At 70.6% G+C, this 16,505-nt stretch carries 13 protein-coding genes; 6 read left to right on the top strand and 7 right to left on the bottom strand.

The features are described from left to right. Positions 1-16 precede the first annotated feature (16 nt). The 5 genes from cobN to ACQ7HM_RS18355 all read left to right on the top strand — a co-directional run bounded on the left by cobN (position 17) and on the right by ACQ7HM_RS18355 (position 8,352). Entirely contained in the window at positions 17-3,640 is a 3,624-nt protein-coding gene (cobN, locus tag ACQ7HM_RS18375) for a cobaltochelatase subunit CobN (RefSeq protein WP_434217693.1), read from the top strand. 94 nt (positions 3,641-3,734) lie between these two features. Next, on the top strand, positions 3,735-4,208 hold the full coding sequence (locus ACQ7HM_RS18370; RefSeq protein ID WP_434217692.1) for an FxsA family protein: 474 nt from the start codon (positions 3,735-3,737) through the stop codon (positions 4,206-4,208). 48 nt (positions 4,209-4,256) lie between these two features. Then, on the top strand, positions 4,257-5,864 hold the full coding sequence (locus ACQ7HM_RS18365; protein WP_434217691.1) for an amidohydrolase: 1,608 nt from the start codon (positions 4,257-4,259) through the stop codon (positions 5,862-5,864). Continuing rightward, positions 5,864-7,507, top strand: a complete 1,644-nt coding sequence (gene lnt / locus ACQ7HM_RS18360; protein WP_434217690.1) for an apolipoprotein N-acyltransferase — start codon at positions 5,864-5,866, stop codon at positions 7,505-7,507. Before ACQ7HM_RS18365 ends, lnt begins: the two co-directional genes overlap by 1 nt. Before the next feature lie 14 nt (positions 7,508-7,521). Then, positions 7,522-8,352 (top strand): polyprenol monophosphomannose synthase, encoded by an 831-nt coding sequence (locus ACQ7HM_RS18355; protein ID WP_434217689.1) that lies wholly within the window; start codon positions 7,522-7,524, stop codon positions 8,350-8,352. A 28-nt stretch (positions 8,353-8,380) separates the two neighbouring features. Here the strand turns inward: ACQ7HM_RS18355 and ACQ7HM_RS18350 are convergent, their stop codons facing one another. Further along, positions 8,381-8,725 carry an RNA polymerase-binding protein RbpA gene (locus ACQ7HM_RS18350; RefSeq protein WP_045822805.1) on the bottom strand — a complete coding sequence of 115 codons (345 nt, stop codon included), beginning with the start codon at positions 8,723-8,725 and terminating at the stop codon, positions 8,381-8,383. Between the two features lie 228 nt (positions 8,726-8,953). Here ACQ7HM_RS18350 and ACQ7HM_RS18345 point away from each other — a divergent pair, with 228 nt between their 5' ends. Continuing rightward, complete coding sequence (locus ACQ7HM_RS18345; protein WP_434217688.1) at positions 8,954-9,289, top strand: hypothetical protein; 336 nt, start codon at positions 8,954-8,956, stop codon at positions 9,287-9,289. A 10-nt stretch (positions 9,290-9,299) separates the two neighbouring features. Here ACQ7HM_RS18345 and ACQ7HM_RS18340 read toward each other — a convergent pair whose 3' ends face one another. The 6 genes from ACQ7HM_RS18340 to ACQ7HM_RS18315 are packed head-to-tail and all read right to left on the bottom strand — an operon-like array spanning position 9,300 to position 16,359. Continuing rightward, positions 9,300-10,562, bottom strand: coding sequence for a TerD family protein (locus ACQ7HM_RS18340; protein ID WP_434217687.1), 1,263 nt, complete (start codon positions 10,560-10,562; stop codon positions 9,300-9,302). After that, positions 10,562-11,476 carry an HAD family hydrolase gene (locus ACQ7HM_RS18335; RefSeq protein WP_434217686.1) on the bottom strand — a complete coding sequence of 305 codons (915 nt, stop codon included), beginning with the start codon at positions 11,474-11,476 and terminating at the stop codon, positions 10,562-10,564. The genes ACQ7HM_RS18340 and ACQ7HM_RS18335 overlap by 1 nt, the downstream gene beginning before the upstream one ends. Further along, on the bottom strand, positions 11,473-12,594 hold the full coding sequence (locus ACQ7HM_RS18330; protein ID WP_434217685.1) for a cysteine protease StiP family protein: 1,122 nt from the start codon (positions 12,592-12,594) through the stop codon (positions 11,473-11,475). Before ACQ7HM_RS18330 ends, ACQ7HM_RS18335 begins: the two co-directional genes overlap by 4 nt. Next, the gene (locus tag ACQ7HM_RS18325; protein ID WP_434217684.1) at positions 12,591-13,868 is read right to left on the bottom strand and encodes a phosphoribosyltransferase family protein; all 1,278 of its coding nucleotides are present in this window, start codon (positions 13,866-13,868) and stop codon (positions 12,591-12,593) included. The genes ACQ7HM_RS18330 and ACQ7HM_RS18325 overlap by 4 nt, the downstream gene beginning before the upstream one ends. Then, the gene (locus tag ACQ7HM_RS18320) at positions 13,865-15,130 is read right to left on the bottom strand and encodes an HpcH/HpaI aldolase/citrate lyase family protein (RefSeq protein ID WP_434217683.1); all 1,266 of its coding nucleotides are present in this window, start codon (positions 15,128-15,130) and stop codon (positions 13,865-13,867) included. Before ACQ7HM_RS18320 ends, ACQ7HM_RS18325 begins: the two co-directional genes overlap by 4 nt. Further along, entirely contained in the window at positions 15,127-16,359 is a 1,233-nt protein-coding gene (locus ACQ7HM_RS18315) for a hypothetical protein (RefSeq protein WP_434217682.1), read from the bottom strand. The genes ACQ7HM_RS18320 and ACQ7HM_RS18315 overlap by 4 nt, the downstream gene beginning before the upstream one ends. Between the last annotated feature and the right edge of the window lie 146 nt (positions 16,360-16,505).

Genomic DNA, 16,505 nt, shown 5'->3' with positions numbered 1-16,505 from the left:
CAGGGAGGCACCACCTGTGATCCTGCTGCTGTCCACCTCGGACACCGACCTGTCCAGTGCGCGATCCTCCGGTGGCGACTACACCTGGGCGAACTGCAACCGCATCAGCGTCACCGACGACCTCCCGGCGATGCTCGAGGCCGCCGACCTCGTCGTCGTGCGCATCCTCGGTGGGCGGCAGATGTGGGAGTCGGGCGTGGCCACGGTCCTGTCCTCCGGCGTACCCCTGGTGATGCTCGGCGGGGAGATGGCGCCCGACGCGGCGCTGATGGAGCTGTCCACCGTGCCCGCCAACGTCGCCTCGCAGGCCCACCAGTACTTCGCCGAGGGCGGACCCGAGAACCTGCTGCAGCTGAGCTGGTTCCTGTCCGACACCGTGCTGCTGACCGGTCACGGATTCGCGCCGCCGCAGTCCACCCCCACCTGGGGACTCCTCGACCGCGACCACACCGACGTGGACGGGCCGACCGTCGCGGTGCTCTTCTATCGGGCGCAGCACCTGTCCGGGAACACCGGCTACATCCACGCGCTCTGCGATGCGATCGTCGCCCACGGTGCCCGTCCGCTCCCGATCTTCTGCGCGTCGTTGCGTGCCGCACCACCGGAACTGCTCGACACGCTGCGTGCGGCCGACGCGATGGTCGTCACGGTGCTCGCCGCGGGTGGGACCCGGCCGGCGGGCGTGACCGCCGGAGGCGACGACGAGGCCTGGGACGTCGCCGAACTCGCCGCCCTCGACGTGCCGATCCTGCAGGGTCTGTGCCTGACCAGCAGTCGGGCGCAGTGGGCCGACGGCGACGACGGCATGACCCCGCTCGACGTCGCCACGCAGGTCGCGGTACCCGAGTTCGACGGCCGGATCATCACCGTCCCGTTCTCGTTCAAGGAGATCGACGCCGAGGGACTGAGCACGTACGTGCCCGACCCCGAGCGGTGTGCCCGCGTGGCCGGTATCGCGACCCGCTACGCACGTCTGCGCCACATCGCGCCCGCCGACAAGCGCGTCGCCCTGATGTTGTCGGCGTATCCGACCAAGCACGCACGCATCGGCAACGCCGTCGGACTCGACACCCCCGCCAGCACGATCGGGGTGCTGCGTGCGATGCGCGCCGCCGGATACGACATGGGTCCCGAGGACGGTGCAGACGCGGTGCCCGGCCTGGCCGCCGGTGACGGCGACGCGCTCATCCACGCGCTCATCGAGGCCGGGGGACAGGATCCGGACTGGCTCTCCGCGGAGCAGCTCGAACGCAATCCCGTCCGCATCTCGGCGTCGCTGTACCGCGAGTGGTTCGCGACGCTGCCCGAGGACTTCCGTGCCCGCGTCGTCGACCACTGGGGACCGCCACCCGGCGAGCTCTACGTCGACCGCTCGTCGGACCCCGACGGCGAGATCGTCATCGCCGCACTGCAGTTCGCGAACGTCCTGCTGATGGTGCAGCCGCCGCGCGGATTCGGCGAGAACCCCATCGCGATCTATCACGACCCCGATCTGCCGCCGTCCCACCACTACCTCGCCGCCTATCGGTGGGTGGCCGCACCCGCCGACCGCGGCGGCTTCGGCGCCGACGCGATCGTCCACATCGGCAAGCACGGCAACCTCGAGTGGCTGCCCGGCAAGACGCTGGCCATGTCGGCGTCGTGCGGCACCGACGCCGCGCTCGGCGACCTGCCGCTGATCTACCCGTTCCTGGTCAACGACCCCGGCGAGGGCACCCAGGCCAAGCGTCGGGCACACGCGACACTCGTCGATCACCTGATCCCGCCGATGGCGCGCGCCGAGAGCTACGGCGACATCACCCGCCTCGAGCAACTCCTCGACGAGCACTCCAACATCACCACCCTCGACCCGGTGAAGCTGCCCGCGATCCGTCAGCAGATCTGGACGTTGATGACCGCGGCCCAGATGCACACCGACCTCGGACTGGAGGAACGTCCGGCCGAAGAGGTGTTCGACGACATGCTGTTGCACGTCGACGGCTGGCTGTGCGAGATCAAGGACGTCCAGATCCGCGACGGCCTGCACATCCTGGGCGAGGCGCCGCGCGGTGAGTCCGAGATCGACATGGTGCTCGCGATGCTGCGGGCCCGACAGATGTGGGGCGGGGAGCGCAGCGTGCCGGGCCTGCGCGAGGCACTCGGCCTGAGCGAGGACGGCGACGAGGTCCGCGGACGTGTCGACGAGATCGAGGTCCGCGCACGCGACCTCATCGTCGCGATGGCCGACGCCGACTGGGCGGTCGAGGCCGTCGAGGCCGTCGTCACGACCATCGAGGACGCGACGCAGCGGGAGACCGTGGCACGCATCCTCGAGTTCGCGGCGACCGAGGTCGTGCCGCGGCTGCGACAGACCGACGGCGAGGTCGACCGCATCCTGCACGCGCTGAACGGCGGGTTCATCCCGTCCGGTCCCAGCGGGTCGCCCCTGCGCGGACTCGTCAACGTGTTGCCGACCGGTCGGAACTTCTACTCCGTCGACCCCAAGGCGATCCCGTCGCGTCTGGCATGGGAGACCGGCCAGCTGATGGCCGAGTCCCTCGTCGACCGCTACCTCACCGATCACGGCGAGTACCCGCAGTCGGTGGGTCTGTCGATCTGGGGCACCAGCGCCATGCGGACCTCCGGCGACGACATCGCCGAGGTCTTCGCCCTGCTGGGCGTGCTGCCGGTGTGGGACGAGGGGTCGCGTCGGGTGGTCCGGCTCGAACCGATAGGACTCGACGAGCTCGGCCGGCCCCGCATCGACGTCACCGTGCGCATCAGCGGCTTCTTCCGCGACGCGTTCCCCCATGTGCTGGCGATGCTCGACGACGCCGTGCGCCTCGTCGCCGATCTCGACGAGCCGCACGAGAAGAACTTCGTGCGGGCCCACGCGCAGGCCGATCTCGCCGACCACGGCGACGAACGCCGCGCGACCACCCGCATCTTCGGCTCCAAGCCCGGGTCGTACGGCGCAGGCCTGTTGCAGCTCGTCGACAGCAAGAACTGGCGCAGCGACACCGACCTCGCCGAGGTGTACACGACGTGGGGCGGCTTCGCCTACGGCCGTGGCCTCGACGGCGTCCCGGCGGCCGACGACATGCGGACGGCGTACCGGCGGATCGCGGTCGCGGCGAAGAACACCGACACCCGCGAACACGACATCGCCGATTCCGACGACTACTTCCAGTACCACGGCGGCATGGTCGCCACCGTGCGGTCGCTGACCGGGAGATCGCCCGAGGCCTACATCGGCGACAGCACCCGACCCGAGTCGGTGCGTACCCGGACGCTGGCCGAGGAGACCGCCCGCGTGTTCCGGGCTCGGGTCATCAACCCGCGGTGGCTCGACGCCATGCGACGGCATGGGTACAAGGGCGCGTTCGAGATGGCCGCCACCGTCGACTACCTCTTCGGGTACGACGCCACCACCGGTGTGGTGCAGGACTGGATGTACGAGAAGCTCACCGAGACCTACGTGCTCGACGAGACGAATCGGAAGTTCATGGCCGAGTCGAACCCGTGGGCGCTGCACGGGATCGCCGAACGACTCCTCGAGGCAGCCGGACGGGAGCTGTGGTCGCAGCCACCGCCGGAACTGCTCGCACAACTGCAGCAGGTGTTCCTCGAGACCGAGGGCAACATCGAGGGCGACGAGTAGACGGTTCACCGACGGTGACCGGCAATCCGGGAGAAAAAACGCCTCCTCGTTCGTTGACCGGGTACTCCATCACCACAACCGAGGACTGATCGCCATGAAGCTCGCCGTGTTCGCCACTTACCTGATCGTCGAGATCGGCGCCTTCGTCGGTCTGGTCTACGCGATCGGGTTCTGGTGGACGCTGCTCGCGACCTTCGCCGCGGTGGTCGTCGGGTTCGCGATGCTGCGCCGTCAGGGTGCCCGGGTGTTCGCCGAATTGCGCGCCGCGGCAGACGGTTCGACCGATTCGGTGCGACCGCTCACCGACACCGCACTGCTGGCCGGTTCGGTCTTCCTGCTGTTCCTCCCCGGCATCGTGAGCACGGTGCTCGGCATCGCACTGCTCCTCGGACCGGTGCGCGCACTGGCGCGGCCGCTCGTCGCCGCGCTCGGCGCACGCCGCGTGGTCACGGCGATGAACCGCTACGGCGCCGCCGGTGGACGCGGGATCGTCGTCGAGGGCGAGGTCGTCGACCCGACGCATCCCGCATCCCCCGGCGCCACCCCGGGATGGCGTTCGATCGGCTGAGCGGCCTGACGCCGGGACCCGAGCACACACAGGGCAGACTGGTCCCTCGTGGGAACTCAACTGTTCGTCGGCGGGCACATCTATTCGCCGGTCTCCCCGGACGCGACCGCGATGGCCGTCACCGACGGGGTCATCTCCTGGATCGGCTCCGACCGTGTGGGGCGCGCCCTGCACCCCGACGCCGAGATCGACGATCTCGCGGGAGCTTTCGTCGCCCCGGCGTTCGTGGACTCCCACGTCCACCTCACCTCGACCGGTCTGTCGCTGGCCGGGCTGGACCTCTCCGACGCCACGAGCCGGTCACACTGCCTGGAACTGTTGCGCGCGCACGCCGCCGACACCCCCGACGGTGACCTGATCTGGGGTCTGGGGTGGGACGACTCGCAGTGGACCGATCACGCCAGTCCCTCCACCGACGAGGTCGATGCCATCGTCGGTGACCGACCCGTCTACCTCGCCCGCATCGACGAGCACTCCGCCGTGGCCTCCTCGGCGCTGCGTCTGATCGCCGCCGGCGTGGACGCGGCCCACGGATACGACCCCCAGGAACCGCTCACCGCCGAGGCACACCACCTGGTCCGCGGCGCCGCACGCGAGCTGCTGACGCCGACCCAGCGTCGCCACGCACAGCTGCGCGCGCTCGACGAGGCCGTCGCGCACGGCGTGGTGATGGTCCACGAGAACGGTGGTCCCGACATCAGCGGGCTCAACGACTTCGCCGCCATCGCCGACCTCGACCACCCCGTCGGGGTGCGACGGCTCTGGGGACAGGCCGTCGCGACCGCCGACGACGCGCGCTCGCTGATGCACGCCACGGGCGCCGACGGCCTGGCCGGCGACCTGTTCATCGACGGCGCCATCGGGTCCCACACCGCGTGGCTGTGCCACGCCTACTCCGACGACGCCGACAACCACGGCGTCGACTACCTCGACCACGACACCGTCCTGGCGCACCTGCGGGCCTGCACCGAGGCCGGTGTGCAGGCGGGCTTCCACCTCATCGGTGACGGGGCCACCGCGTGCGTCGTCAGCGCGTTCACCACCCTCATCGACGAGATGGGGTCGGCGGCGGTCGCCCGGTGCGGTCACCGCATCGAACACGCCGAGATGGTCGACGCCGCCGCGGCCGAGGTGCTGGCGCGAGCGGGCGTCACCGCGAGCATGCAACCGATCTTCGACGCCCTGTGGGGTGGCCCCGGCGATCTGTACGAACAGCGACTCGGGTTGCCGCGCGGCACCACCCTCAACGACTTCGCCGCCCTCGCACGGGCCGGCGTCACGCTCGCGTTCAGCTCCGATGCGCCGGTCACCGCGATCCACCCCTGGGAGCAGATCCGCGCCGCCGTCCATCACCACAACCCCCGCAACGCCGTCTCGCCGCGCGCCGCGTTCGCGGCCTGCACACGTGGCGGGTGGCGAGCGGCCGGGGAGACCGACCGTGACCGCGGCACCCTCGTGCCTGGCGCGCCCGCCGACTACGCCGTGTGGGAGGTGGGGGAGATGGTCACCGCCGGGTCGTCGGACAGCGTCGCGCGGTGGTCGACCGACCCGCGGTCCCGTGTGCCCGCACTGCCCGATGTCACCCCCGGCGTCGACCTCCCGGTGTGCCTGCGCACGGTGCGTGCGGGCGAGGTCATCTACCGCAGGCCGAACTGATGACCCGCGCCCTGCTGATCCGGACGTGGCTGATCCGGACCGGGACCGCCGCCGCGGGCGGTGTCGCGATGTGGGCGTCGTTCCCACCGCGCAACCTCTGGTTCTTCGGCGTGATCTCGCTCGGCCTGCTGTACGCATCGCTCGCGGTGGGTCGACCCGGCGTACGCACGGGCACCTGGTGCGGATTCGTCTGGGGAGCCGCCTTCTGGTTGCCGCTGCTCCCGTGGATCGGCGTGTACGTGGGACCGTTGCCGTGGGTGGCGCTGTCGATCGTCCTCGCGCTCTACCTCGCCCTGTTCGGCGCGATCGCCACGCTCACGATGCGACTGGGGGTCGCGCCCCTGTGGTTCGCCCTGTGCTGGGTGACCGTCGAGTGGGCACGATCGTCGTTCCCGTTCGGCGGTTTCCCCTGGGGCGCAACCGCCTTCGGGCAGGTCGACAGTCCGCTGACGTCGGTCGCGGCCCTGGGTGGGGTGCCCGGCCTGTCGTTCGTCGTGGCACTCACCGGCGCCGGTGTCGCCGCGGTGATCATCCTTGCCGTCACCCGTCCGCCCCGTCTGCGGGTGCGGGCGATCGGTGCGGTCGCCGCCCTCGCGGTGGGACCGATCGCCGCCGCTGCGATGTGGCCGTCGGTGCACGCCGCGAACACCCCCGCCGACCGCCCCGGATCGACACTCACCATCGCCGCGATCCAGGGCAACGTGCCGCGATTGGGGCTCGACTTCAACTCCCAACGCCGGGCGGTGCTCGACAACCACGTTGCCGAGACGCTGCGACTGGCCGAGGCGATCCGCGCCGGGACCCAACCCCGACCCGATGTCGTGCTGTGGCCGGAGAACGCCTCCGACATCGACCCGCTGGACAACTCCGACGCCGCCGAGGAGATCACGGCCGCCTCCCGTGCGGTCGGGGCGCCGATCCTCGTGGGCACGCTCATCGACAACGCCGACGGTCGGCCCACCAACACCGTCCTGGTGTGGGACGGCGCGAACGGCCCGATCGGTCGCTACGACAAGCACATCGTGCAACCGTTCGGCGAATACCTGCCGTGGCGCTCGTTCTTCCGACACTTCTCCTCCTACGCCGACAAGGCCGGCAACTTCCGGGCCGGGACCGGCAGCACGGCGCTGACCGTCCCGGTCACAGGGACCGACGGGTCGGTGCGGGTGGGCGTGTCGACGTGTTGGGAGGTCGCCTTCGACCGGTCGGCGCGATCGGCGGTCGACGCCGGGGCCCAGTTCCTCTACGTGCCGACCAACAACGCCACGTTCGGGCGTACCCAGATGACGTATCAGCAGCTCGCGATGTCGCAGATCCGGGCGGTCGAGCACGGCCGCGCCGTGGCCGTCGCGGCGACGAGCGGCATCAGCGCCATCGTCGCCCCCGACGGCCATGTGACGTCCCGCACCGAGTTCTTCGCCCCCGGCACGCTGGTCTCGACGATCCCGCTGCACGTGAACCGCACCCTCGCGACGCGCGCCGGGGCGATCCCGCAGGCCGTGCTGGTCGCACTGACCCTGATCGGGTTTTTGGTCGCGCTGGTCCGGCGTATTAAGTTGGGCGAACATGTGCGCGCCGAGACCCCGGGCGACGAACCGCTGACGACCGCGGCATCGACGGGGTCGAACGGCGAGCAGACCTGAGTCGAAGGAGACCCATGGATTCGCGGACCCCGCAGGGCCACGGCCCGTCCGGCGCCCCTGATCCGTCGGGCGCCCCTGATCCGTCCCGCCCGGTCGGCCCCGACGGCGCTGGCACACTCGTGATCATCCCGACCTACAACGAGCGCGAGAACCTTCCGCTCATCATCGGTCGCCTGCACTCGTCGCTGTCGGCGGCGCACGTCCTCGTCGTCGACGACGGCAGCCCCGACGGCACCGGCGCGCTGGCCGACGAGCTGGCGTCGGTGGACTCCGACGGCCGGATCCACGTCATGCACCGCGCGGAGAAGAGCGGCCTCGGCGGGGCCTACATCGCCGGGTTCGGGTGGGGTCTCGAGCGCGACTACGCCGTGTTGGTCGAGATGGACGCCGACGGCAGCCACGCCCCGGAGCAGCTGCATCGCCTGCTCGACGGCATCAACGCCGGCTCCGACCTCGTCATCGGGTCGCGCTACGTCGCCGGCGGCGCGCTGGTGAACTGGCCGAAGCGACGCAAGTTCCTGTCGCAGGGCGCCAACACCTACTCACGGCTGGCGCTGGGCGTCCGGGTACGCGACATCACCGCGGGATACCGCGCCTACCGTCGCGCGGTGCTGGAGAAGATCGACATCGCCTCGGTCGACTCGCACGGCTACTGCTTCCAGATCGACCTGGCCTGGCGGACGATCCAGGCCGGTTTCACCGTCAGCGAAGTGCCGATCACGTTCACCGAACGCCAGATCGGCGAATCGAAGATGAGTGGTGACGTGATCGGCGAGGCGTTCTTCAAGGTGTTCGAGTGGGGCATGAAGCACCGACTCGAGAAGGTGGGCATCCGCCGGTCGTGACCGACCGACGGATGCGACCTCCCGGGGTCTAGGTGGTGACGCCGCGGCGACGCTGCTTGAGCAGGTCCATCCGCTCGGTCAGCAGCTCTTCGAGCTCGGCCTCACTACGACGCTCGAGCAGCATGTCCCAGTGGGTACGCGGCGGCTTGACCTTCTTCTCGTCGGGCTCGGCGCCCTCGAGAATGGTGCCTTCCATACCGTTCTTGCACGGCCACTTGGAGGGGATCTCGGCGTCGTCGGCGAACGGGACGTCGAACAGTTCGCCGTTGTCGGTGCGGTACTGCACGATGCGGCGAGGTGCCAGGTCGTGGTCACGGTCGGTCTCGTAGCTGACCGCGCCCAGTCGGCTACCTCGGAGTACTCGATCTGCCATGGGTGTCGTCCTCTCTGCTGTGGACTCGTCGACCGGCGATGCGGCGATCGATCCGCGCAGCCGCCGGGACTTCGGGCCGACCGGGCTGCCGCGGATCGGCACCGGTCGATACGAGCCAGAACACCGCCATGCTACCCGCCATTCCCATACCGGTCACATGACGCGACGCCGCCGCACCGCGTCATCTTGATGCACGGCCCGCCCGATCACCACCGGTATCCTGCGCTGATGGACTCCGAGCGTCGGCGGCGCCCCTATGCGTGCGCATGGTGCGGCCGACCGGTGATCGACTCCGAGACGGGCCGCCGACGGAAGTACTGCAAACGTGCGTGCCGCCAACGGGCCTACGAGCAACGCGCCGCGGTCGGCGGCAGTGCGGTTCCCACCGACGCGGTGATCCTGTCGAGCACCGAGGCGACCGACCTGGTCGACCGGCTCTTCGAGCTGCGCTGCGCGGCCGAGGACGTCGCCACCGCGGTCGCCGAGCGGGCGTCGCACGCCGAACTCGACGACCTGTGCCGACGGTTGGTCGAGCAGGCCGGCGACGCCGAACGCCTGCGGTGACCGCGACCCGTCAGAGAAAACGCTGGATCTGCTTGGCTGCCTCGCCGGGGTGTCGCGCCGCCATGCCCTCGCCGACGGCCTGCAGCTTCCATCCACCCTCAGCACGGAAGACCTTCGCCATCACGATGCCGGTGAACGGCATCCCGCCCGCGAGGGTGTAACGCGCGAGTTCGGCACGGTTGGACTGGTCCACGAGTCGGCAGAACGCGTTGTCGACCTGCTCGAACGTCTGCCCCTGGTACGAGGTGACGATGAACAGGATCTGGGTGATCTGCTGCGGGATGCGGGTGAGGTCGACGTCGATCACCTCGTCGTCGCCGTCACCTTCGCCGGTGAGATTGTCGCCGTGGTGTTTCACCGACCCGTCCTTGCTCACCAGCTGCCCGTAGTAGGCGAGGTCGGCGAGCTGTGTGCCGGCGAACATCATGGCCGAGGCGTCGAGGTCGATGTTCGAAGAGCGTCCGCCGCCGAACAGCCCCTTCTTGGTGAGGATCGGGTCCCACCCCAGACCCATGGTGATGCGGGTCAGTGCGACCCCGCCGTCCTTTTGCAATGACACCCGCTGGCCCTTGGTGAGGCTGACCGGTCGGTCCTTGCTGAGGCTGACCTCGCCGGTGGAGGCGGTCGGCCACGGCTGCGAACCCGACGGCGCAGTCGCGGGCGGAGCGGCCGGCGCGGGAGGGGGAGTCGAGGGGGCCGGGCGGCTGTAGGACACCGACGGGGCCGGCGTCGCCGGTGGCGGGGTCGGCGCCGCGGCGGGCGTCGATGCAGGCGGGGCCGGGGCGTCGTCGACCGACACCCCGTGGTCGGTGACCAGCGCCGCGAAGCCGCCGGCATAACCCTGACCGACCGCGCGGACCTTCCAGTCGGCGCCGCGGCGGTAGACCTCGAGGGCGATGACGATCGACTCCGACGACAGGCCCTCGATGCGGTACTCGAACGCCTCGGCACCTCCGGCGCGCACGTGGGCGACCGGCGCGGCGACAGCGCCGAACGTGCCGTTCTCGAGGGTGATGACCGCGCGGATCTGACTGATGTCGGCGGGTACCGCGGCCAGGTCGAGCCGCAACGTCCCGATCCCCGCTCCGCTCACGAGGGTGACCCCGGGCCCGGACGGCTGGTTGAAGAAGACGAAGTCGGCGTCGGTACGCACCTTGCCCGCATCGGTGACGAGCAGCGCGGACAGATCGCCCGCGGTGGCCAGATCGACCGAGATCTCCACCTCGGTGGACCCGAGCGGTCCGTTCTGTCCCTTGCTCAGCGTCGTTGCCATCAGTTGCGGTCCTGTTCGTCGAGGTCGGTGTGCGGCGCGGCCGGTGTCACCGTCTCCGGTGCCGGCGGGTCGGTACGGGTCCAGACGAGCAGTGTCTCGAGGATCTCCGCCGAGGCGACGATCCCGGAACTGCTCGTAACGGACAACGACGGGTGGTGCCACGAGAGTTCCTGCAACTCGCCATGGCGCGGCCGGATCGACCGGTCGGCGGCGACGAGCATCGACCTGTCGAGCACGCCGTCACCGGCGGCGAACATCCGGCGCGGGCGTTCGGGCAGGTACCGCTCACCGATGGCCTCGATGGCCGACGCCTTGGTGAGGGGGTCGGGGACGACGTAGATCTTGCGTCCCTGGCGTGACACGTTCCAGCCCCGCTGCTCGGCCCACGCCCGCCACCCCGACACCACGTCCGTCGGCATCGCGGGGAGGTCCACCACGGCGTAGCAGAACAGTCCGTCGGCGACGCGCAGGTTCGTCAACCACGTCGGATCGGCGTCGGCGGCGAGGTGGTCGTACACCTCCTCGACCGGTGCGGACACCGCGCGCAGGCGTCGTTCGACCTCGGTGCGCCACCCCGGATCGGCGACCCCGTCGAGCAGGATCTCGCCACCGTTGGCCGCCACGGCGTAGCGGGGCCGTCGACCGCCGTCGAGGGGGAGTTCGACACGCCGGAACTGCTCGACGCTCCGGGTCGTCGTCGGGACGACGACGGCGAGGGTGTCGAGTTCGGTGAGCAGTTCGACCGCCGCGGGGGACATGAACGACTGCGGCGCACCGCGATAGAGCTCGACGCAGCGGAACTCGGCCATCGCGAGCGGGTCGTCGGGTGCCGCCACCCCCGCCGCGGCGGCGGAGTAGATCAGGGTGCGATCGAGGTCGGTCGCGATCAGATCCGTCGCGCCGACGGTGGTCATCGCATCTCCTTGATCAGGCCCATGCAGGCGTAGGCGAGGTCGTCGACGACCTCCACGGGGACGTCCCGGCTGCGGGCCAGAGCGAGGATGTGGCGGAGTTCGGGGGCCTCGGGATCGCGGACGAGAACCCGCCAGGGCACCCGCCTCAGCAGCACCCGGGTCGTCTCCCCGACACCGGGTTTGACGAAGTTGACCGAGCTGATGCCGTAGCGTTCGGCGACCTCGGCGACCGATCGCCACCCGGTCCACGTCGGCGTCCGGTCCGAGTGCACCACCGAGGCGACAGCCGCATGCACCCCGTCGGCGACGGCGTCGAAACGACCGGATACGCGGTCCAGCAACAGGTTCGACACGTCGTCGTCGGCGAGGTCGGCGTAGAACTTCGCGCCGTGGTAGTCCCGCGGACCGATCAGGTCGGCGTTGAGGACGGTGCGCGACACCAGTCCCGACACCGTGGAGTTCAGGCACGCCGAGGCGATCAGGAAGTCCGCACGCGTGCCGAAGGTCCGCACGCAGTGCCCCGGATCGGCGAGCACGGCGAGGTCGGGGTCGAAACGTGGTCCGCCGCTCGCGGCGACGACCTCGAGCGCCTGCGCGAGCTCCTTCGCGATCGCCCCCTTGCCGGTCCATCCGTCGACGAAGACGACCGACGCCGGGTCGTGGTGGGCCGCGATGTGGTCGAGTGCGACGGGATCGATGCCGCGGTCGCGGACGATCGACACTGCGTAGTGCGGCAGGTCGAGACCGTGTCGGTGCCGCGCCCAGCGGCGCATCAGGATCCCGATCGGCGTTCCCGCCCGCGCCAGCGACGCGAACACGATGTCGTGGCCGCGCTCGGCGAGGACGAGTTCGGTGACGACCGCGACGGCGGAGGCGAGGGTGTCGGCGGTGTCGGCCAGCACCGTCGCGAACAGTTCCCGGTACGCGGCGTCAGGCTGGAACTCGACGGGCAGGGACTCGGCGTAATGCGCGGTCCCGGCCTGTATCGCCTTCTCGCGCGCGGTGATGTCGGCCTCGAGATCCCGGTCGGAGAGGTCGGTGAGCAACCAGGCGACGTCGTCGGCGGCATAACTGCCGAAGGACGGCCCGTACAGCGGGTCCGGGGTCGACGCGGTCACGACGCGCCCCGGCTCGCGGCGAGCGCGGCGAAGTCGGTGTCCCCGACGACGGCGACGACCAACCGCCGTCCCCCCGCGGTGAGGGCCGCGACCAACCCGTCGGGGGACAGCAGTTCCGCGGTGTCGGCGGGGGTGTCGATCACCAGCACCCGTTGGGTCCCGGGCTCGTCGGCGGCGGCGTTGTAGAGGTGTCGGCGCGGCGCGTCGGCCGACCATCGCGCCTCCGGGGCGAGGAACTCCATCCCGTGGCGCAGCGGGTAGCCGTCGTCGTCGACGACGTGGGCGGGCGATCGTGTGGTCGTCTGCGAGCGCACATCCCAGCCGCCCTGCTCGAGTTCCGACGCGATGCGCAGGGGCAGGTACATCAGCTCCTCGTGGCCGATGACGACCACCGGCGTGTCCGCGTCGAGGCGTTCGGCGACGGCATCGGCGGCCGTGCGGACCTGCTCGGCGAACGCGGGCTCGTCGCCCACGAGGAATCCGTGTCTGCCACCGTCGGGTACCGCCGGCGGCAAGGGGACCCGGACGGTGTCGACGGCGCCCGGCGCAGTGGTCGGGGGCGGTGACGCGACCGGCGCGGGCATCGCCAGGACCCGGTCGACGAGGTCGGTCGGGATCTCCGCGCGTCCCCGGGCGAGGCTCACGAACACGACGTCGACATCGAGATCGCGCGCGATGTCGGCACATCGGGTCCGGTCGTCGTCGGAGCGCATGTCGACCAGCGCCGCGACAACGTAGACCCCACGGGGGACGACGGCGTGCAGGGATGCGATGGCGTCGAGAGCGGTGGCCCCGGTGGACATCTCGTCGTCGACGAGGACCAGCGGGCCGGGACCCGCGAGAAGCTCGGCGCCGGTGGGGGAGATCCGGTGGTCGGTCGCGTGGGAGTGACCCTCGGTGAACGTCGCGAACACCGGCGTCTCCGGGTGTGTTCGGCGGGTGGAGTGCAGGTAGACCGCCGCGGCCATCCGGTGCGCCACACAGTGCCCCAGACCGGTTGCGGTCTCGGCGAACCCGAACACGGTGACGTCGTCATGGAGCCCACGACGCGACAGTTCGGCCGTGGCGAGATCGGCGAGGTCCTCCGCTGCACGCAGGATCGTCGAGGGGGCCACCGGTAGGTGTTTGCCCAGCACCGTCGACACCCAGAGGTGTGCGCGCCGCGGGTTTCGCCGCAGACCCGGGACGATGAGTTCGTCGACGGTGTGTCCGGCCGAGGAGTCGACATGATGTGCGCGGAGTCCGAGATGGGTCTCGGCCCATCGATCGGTCATCGGTCCACCACGGCCGTGAGCAGTTCGATGACGCCGACCTCGGGCCGGGTGACCCCGAAGACCGTTGCACGGGTCAGCGTCCGGATCGCCCAGTTGCGATGCGGGCGGCGCTCGTTCATCTTGTTGCGGTATTCCGACGGCAGCACGCCACCGACATCGGCCGCATCGGTGACCACGGCGTCGACCGCCTCGGTGACCGACCGCGTGGAGCCACCTTCACCGACGTCGTCGAGGTCGGACTCGGTGAGGGCCAGTACCGCCAGCGCGTCGACGAACTCCTCGTGCGACACCGCGCACACCGAGTGCACGACGTTGACGTGGGTGGGGTGGATGACGGTCTTGCCCTGCAGGCCGTTGGCCCGGTCGAGCACCAGTTCGCGCAGCAGGCCGTCGAGATCCCGACTGACGAGACGATTGCGGAACCGCACCGCGTCGATCTCACGGAAAGGCGTGTTGCGCAACAACGGTCGGAACATCCGTTCGTGGGCGTTGTAGTACTCCCAGACCGGGCCGGTGATGGTGAACCCCGTGCCGTCGCGGCGGCCGAGGACGTTGACGATCGACGCGATGACCGAGGCCACCGGGTGGACGTCGTAGATCGTGAGGTCGGGGTCGCGTCGGATGCCGAAGGCGCCGCTGAGATCGGTGGCCCCGATCCGGACCGCGAGGATCACCGACCGGTAGCCGGCGAGCAGTTCGGCGATGGCGTGCAGCTCGTCGGAGCGGGTCTCGAGGTGCAGCACCCGCGCGGTCTCGATGATCGGCATCGCTCGCAGCCGGTGGGGGCGGTTGGCGTTCGCCGCCACGATCGGGTCGAGGAACGACCGGCCGGTGTCGGCGGAGAACTTGGGCAGCACGAACCCGGCGAGGGTGTCGGTGTCGTCGGCGATCGCACCGAGCACCTCGTCGATCTGACCGGGATGACGCACCCGGACGAAGACCATCGGCACCGACGGCTGCGCCGACAACGAGTGCAGTGTCGTCACGATCGCTGCGACGCCCGACTGCACCTGCTCGTCGGGGACCGCGTCCTCGAGGTCGATGACCACCGACACCGAACCCGCCACGCCGGCACGGACGATCAGCTCGGCGAGGTTGTCGCGCACGGCCGGGATGTACAGCGTCGCCCCCAGCGCGGTGGACACGAGGTCGACGTCACCGTCGATCGGGACCGCATGCGGGCGTCGGTGGAACAACCGCTCGGACTCCGACGCCGACAGCATCGGGAAGTGGGTGACGCTGCGGGGCCCGTCTGCGCTCACCGGCGCCCCTCACCCTTCATCTTCGTGACCGTCTCGGCGACGAAACCGGCCACCGAGGTCAGTTCCTGCACGTACCCCCAGTAGTCGGGGTGCGTGCCGACCAACGCCGCCGTCGCACGGTCGACACGCGCCGCCGCGGCATCGAGCACCGACCCCCACCGCGGGACCAGACGACGGTCGACCGCGAGCAGCTGCGCGTCGCGGATCGCGAAGCGGACCTCGCCCTCGATCACCCGTGGATCGGCTCGTACCTCACGCAACAGTGCGAGGCGATCGGTGACGCCGTCGACAAATCGTTCTGCGTCGGCGAGGCGACCGCGCGCCGAGGCGACACGGTCGGCGGCCGCGTCGGCGTCGGTGGCGAGGAGCTCGCCCGCGGCGTCGATGAAGTGGTCGGCCGATCGCAGGGCCTCGTCGCCGCGCCGGTCGTCACCGACCAGATCCTGCGAGCACGCGGCCGAGAACTCCCGCAGCAGAGCCGAATACGCCTGGGGGAGTCGTTGTGCGCGGGTGGCGACCGCCGACCGGCGGGTCCGCACCGAGGCCAGCGCCCTGCGTACCTCCTCGGCGCGGCCCGGCGCACCCGCCACCGCCTCGCGCAGCGCCTCGACCGCCGTGGTGAGTTCGGCCGTCGCCGTGTGGATCTGCGAGGACTCGCCTGCTGTGCGCGCCCGGTCGAAGGCGTCGCGGGCACGCGCGTGCTCGGCCAGGGCGGCGCGCACCGACGAATACGCCTGCAGGTGCGGATCGACAGCCTGGGCCGCGGCGACCGCGGCGTCGGACTCCCGCGCGGTCGCCCCCGCCTCGTCGGGCACCGCGGCACGCACGGCCCGGGCGTTCTCGATCGCGGTCGAGTGCGCGCTGTAGAAGCGGTCGAGGTCGGTGATCGACTTCTGCAGAGCCTCGGAACACTGCCGGTATTCGGTCTCCGACACCAGTCCCGACCCGGTGGCGGAGAGTTCGGTCGATTGGCCGCTCAGCCGCAGGTACCAGTCGATCGAGGCGTAGACCGATGCCCGCACGGGCTCGAACTGGCGGGTCAGCGACCGGTCGGTCGCGAGCTCGGCGGCGGCGTCGACACCCTCGGCGATGATCGACAGCCGCTGGTCGAGTGCCAGGAAGTCGCGGACCATCGCCTCGCGCGGGCCGTCGAGCGGTCCCGACGGCGCCGATCGCGGCGTGGGGGTGCCGCCCGCACGCGGAGCGCGTCGAAACCAGCCACTGACCACGAGCGCGATCGTACTGGGCGGAGGTCGTCGCCACGGTCTCGCCGGGCGGCTGCCCCGCTCGGGAACGCGACGCGTGCCCCGTCCGTTGCCCCCGTGGATCCCTCGCGCGGTTTGTCGGATCTCACGTACGGTTACCCACGGAATGA

This window comes from Williamsia sp. MIQD14 (genome assembly GCF_051025635.1).
Taxonomy (GTDB): Bacteria; Actinomycetota; Actinomycetes; order Mycobacteriales; family Mycobacteriaceae; genus Williamsia_A.
This window is presented reverse-complemented; position numbering and strand designations above follow the sequence as displayed.